This window comes from Brevibacterium sanguinis (assembly GCF_039528855.1).
In the GTDB taxonomy this organism is placed as follows: domain Bacteria; phylum Actinomycetota; class Actinomycetes; order Actinomycetales; family Brevibacteriaceae; genus Brevibacterium; species Brevibacterium sanguinis.
The window spans coordinates 251,757-255,005 of sequence record NZ_BAAAMB010000009.1 but is presented as its reverse complement, the minus strand read 5'-3'; the positions used below and the strand labels follow the sequence as shown (position 1 = coordinate 255,005).

3 protein-coding genes and 1 pseudogene are annotated in these 3,249 nt (G+C 66.9%); 1 reads left to right on the top strand and 3 read right to left on the bottom strand.

Going from position 1 to position 3,249, the window contains the following annotated elements; all coding sequences use genetic code 11:
* From ABD154_RS11470 to ABD154_RS11460, 3 genes are all read right to left on the bottom strand, one after another.
* The coding region (locus ABD154_RS11470; RefSeq protein WP_344251331.1) for a universal stress protein at nucleotides 1-644 on the bottom strand (644 nt) is incomplete at its 3' end.
* A 331-nt stretch (nucleotides 645-975) separates the two neighbouring features.
* Nucleotides 976-1,818: a fumarylacetoacetate hydrolase family protein gene (locus tag ABD154_RS11465; protein ID WP_198498308.1), complete on the bottom strand. Its 843-nt coding sequence runs from the start codon at nucleotides 1,816-1,818 to the stop codon at nucleotides 976-978.
* A 58-nt stretch (nucleotides 1,819-1,876) separates the two neighbouring features.
* Nucleotides 1,877-2,755, bottom strand: a complete 879-nt coding sequence (locus ABD154_RS11460) for a VOC family protein (RefSeq protein WP_198498309.1) — start codon at nucleotides 2,753-2,755, stop codon at nucleotides 1,877-1,879.
* A gap of 97 nt (nucleotides 2,756-2,852) precedes the next feature.
* On the opposite strand from ABD154_RS11460, the pseudogene ABD154_RS11455 reads away from it, so the two are divergent.
* Nucleotides 2,853-3,249: pseudogene (locus ABD154_RS11455) on the top strand (hypothetical protein); the annotation flags it as partial.

Below are 3,249 nucleotides of genomic sequence, written 5' to 3'. Positions count from 1 at the left end.
TCGACGCTGGCCGATGCCTCCTCGAGCACGCGTTCGGCGTGCTTGTCGGGGGCGTTCGCCGCGGGGACGGCGTCGAGGGAGACGAGCGAGATGATCCGCAGAGGGACGCGATGGAGGACGGCGGAGTCGACGGCCACCTGGAGCACCGCCTCGGCGCCGGTCCGCGTGCCCAGCGCACACGTGATGCGGGTGAGATCGCTGGGCGGCAGGTAGCCTGCCGGAGCGAGGGCCACCGGGGCGGTGGCGGTGTGGAGAAGCGCATTGGCGACGGATCCCACGGTGAAGCGGCGGAACGGTCCGTGACTGGCCGCTCCGACGATGATGAGATCGGTGCGCCTGACAGCGGCCACCTCGAGGATCCCCTCCGCCATCGAGTCGGCGAAGTGGATCGTCGCGCGCGCCCGCAGGGTCTTCGGGATGAGGAAGAGGGACTTCGCCATCCACTCCTCGGCCTCGTCGGCCTTGAGGCGCTGGTACTCCCGCTCCTGAGGAGTGGCGGCATCGTCCGGGTGTGCGCCGCTGATGACGTGGACGAGATCGATCTCGACCGCACCGGGGTCGTCCAGCGACTGCGCCAGGGTCGTCGCCAGCGAGATCGCGTCGCGGCCCCGGCTGTCCTTCGTCAGTCCGACTACATAGCGCATGGCTCACCCTCCGGCAGGTCGAAACGAGTCGGCATCGAGAACGTCGGTGTTCGCGCCGATGCTCGTCACTATAGGGGCGAGGGCGAAGCGATCACAACCTCGTTCGGCATGAGAGATGAGCAAAGGCAACTTGGTTTCGAATTCTGCGGAGATTCTCCTCGCAGCGTTCCAGTTTTTCGAGAGAGCACGCACAGGTTTGTCGAGAGAGCACGCAGAAGGGGGCGGAGGCCTGCGCCTCCGCCCCCTCTCATGTCAGGACGAACCTCTGGAGTCAGGACGATCGTCTCGTATCAGGACGAACCCGGTGCCCCGACCCGATCGGACCCGGGACTCAGCCGACGAACTCCTGGCGGATCGTGCCGATGCCCTCGATCGTCGTCTCGAGGACCTGCCCCGGCTGGATGAGCTTCGGCGGTTCGCGCGTGAAGCCCACGCCCGACGGGGTGCCGGAGAAGATGACATCGCCGGGATGGAGGGTGAGGATCTCCGAGAGCTTCTCGACGAGCGAGGGCACGTCGAAGAGCATCTGGCTCGTGCGACCGTCCTGGACGACCTCGTCGTCGAGCTTATCGGAGATCGCGAGGTCGTCGCGGTTGGGCAGCTCGTCGGGGGTGACGAGCCACGGACCCGTCGGCGAGTAGCCGGGGTAGGACTTCCCGAGGCCGAACTGCGGGGCCGGTCCGTCGAGCTGGATCGCGCGCTCGGAGAGGTCCTGGCCGACGGTGACGCCGGCGACGTAGTCCCATCCGGTGCCCTCGGCGATGTCGTGGGCTTCGCGTCCGATGACGATGACGAGCTCGGCCTCCCAGTCGTTCCGTCCGTCGGCGACGAGCTTGACGGTCGTGAACGGACCGGTGAGCGAGGACTGGAACTTCGGGAACACCGGCGGCAGCTTCTCCGGGGTGTCGAAACCGCTCTCGGTGACGTGCTCGGCGTAGTTGAGTCCCACGCCCATCGACTGCAGCGGACGCGGGGAGACCGCGCCGAGCTGCTGCGGGTCGATGGTCACCGTCTCACCGGTCGCCTCGGGCGCCCAGGCGAGGAAGTCGTCCCACTGATCGTAGACATCCTGGATCTCGGGGCCGAACCGGCCGTCGCTGGCCGCGGCGACATCGATGCCCTGGTTGTCGCCGGTGACGATGACGGCGCGGGAGTTGTGGTTGGCGAGTTTCATGGGTGTCCTTCTCTGTTGGTGACAGGTTGAGCTGATGACAGGGTGGATGGGGCGGCGGTCAGCGCTGCCGGTTGGGGATCCCGTGGTCGAGGATGTCGGCGGGCACCTGACCGTCCCATTGGTTGATCCAGTAGAGGTCGTCGGGGTCCCAGTGCCGGGCGGGACGGTCCTTGTCGCGGATCGTCTCCATGTCGCAGTAGTACTCGATGACCGCACCGGTCGGTTCGACGTAGTAGACGGCGACGTTGTCGCCGGCCCCGTGGCGCACCGGTCCCCACGCCAGGCGCGCACCCCGCCGGGCGAGGCGGTCGCCGAGGCGGACGAGATCGTAGACGTTCCCGGCCTGCCATGCGTGGTGGTGGATTCCGGTCTTGTTCGACGTGAAGATCGCGACCCCGTGGTGATCGTTGTTGCACCGCAGGAAGAAGTGCTCGTTGCCGATCTGGTCGGAGACGGCGAAGTTGAAGACGTCCTTGAAGAACTCCGTCTGCGCCGGGGCGTCGAGGACCTGGATGTTCGTGTGCCCGAGGCGATCAGGAGCGGTCGTGCCCCGCTTGAGCATGCTGTAGTCGAGCTTCTCGGTGTAGATCTGCCAGGTGAAGCCCTCGGGGCCGACGAAGGCGAAGCCCTCCTCGATGTGGTCCTCGATCGGCTGCTCGGAGACGATCGTGTACCCGCCGCGGTCGACCTTCGCACGGATCGCCTCGAGCTCCGCGGAGTTCTCGACGACGAGCCCCTGGTGGTCCACGGCGTCCTGGTCGGACTGCGTGTAGACGAGCTCGTGGTGCTTGTTCTGCGCGGTGAGGAACGCCTTCTTCGCCGTCGACTCCGTCTCGACGAGACCGAAGACGTCGACGGCGTTGGAGATCGAGGCGTGGAGGTCCCTGGTGAGCAGGGAGACGTAGCCGATTTCCGAGATGGATCCTTGTGCGGTCATGCCGTACTCCTCATTGAGCTAATCGATATAATGATTATGATGATTACGATAGCAGTGAATCGTGGATAATCAAGGGTGACGTGACAAGGAGGTGGCGATGCCTGCGACGAAGCAGATCGCCGAGGCGGCGGCGACGTCCGCCGGGACAGCGGCGAGCCGCACGGAGACCGCGACGGCGATGATCATCGCGATCGCCCAGCGCCATGCGGCGGGCACGCGGCTGGGGACGAAGGAGACGCTGCGCACCGAATGCGGGGTGTCCGTCGGCACCTTCAACGAGGCGCTCGCGCTCGCCCAGGCACGCGGATACGTGACGATGAAGCCCGGACCCGGGGGCGGCATCTTCGTCGACGAGCAGTCCGCGATCGCCCGCCTCGGCAACGCGATGCTCGCCCTCGACACCGCCGAGCCCTCCGTCCCCGACGCCATCCGCATCCGCGACGCGCTCGACCCGCTGCTCATCGACGACGCCGTGACCTCCGCGCAGCCGGCCG

Bases quoted from the DNA above. Each gene is read 5' to 3' on its own strand.
- ABD154_RS11460 (WP_198498309.1), bottom strand. From the start codon at position 2,755: ATGACCGCACAAGGATCCATCTCGGAAATCGGCTACGTCTCCCTGCTC.
- ABD154_RS11465 (WP_198498308.1), bottom strand. From the start codon at position 1,818: ATGAAACTCGCCAACCACAACTCCCGCGCCGTCATCGTCACCGGCGAC.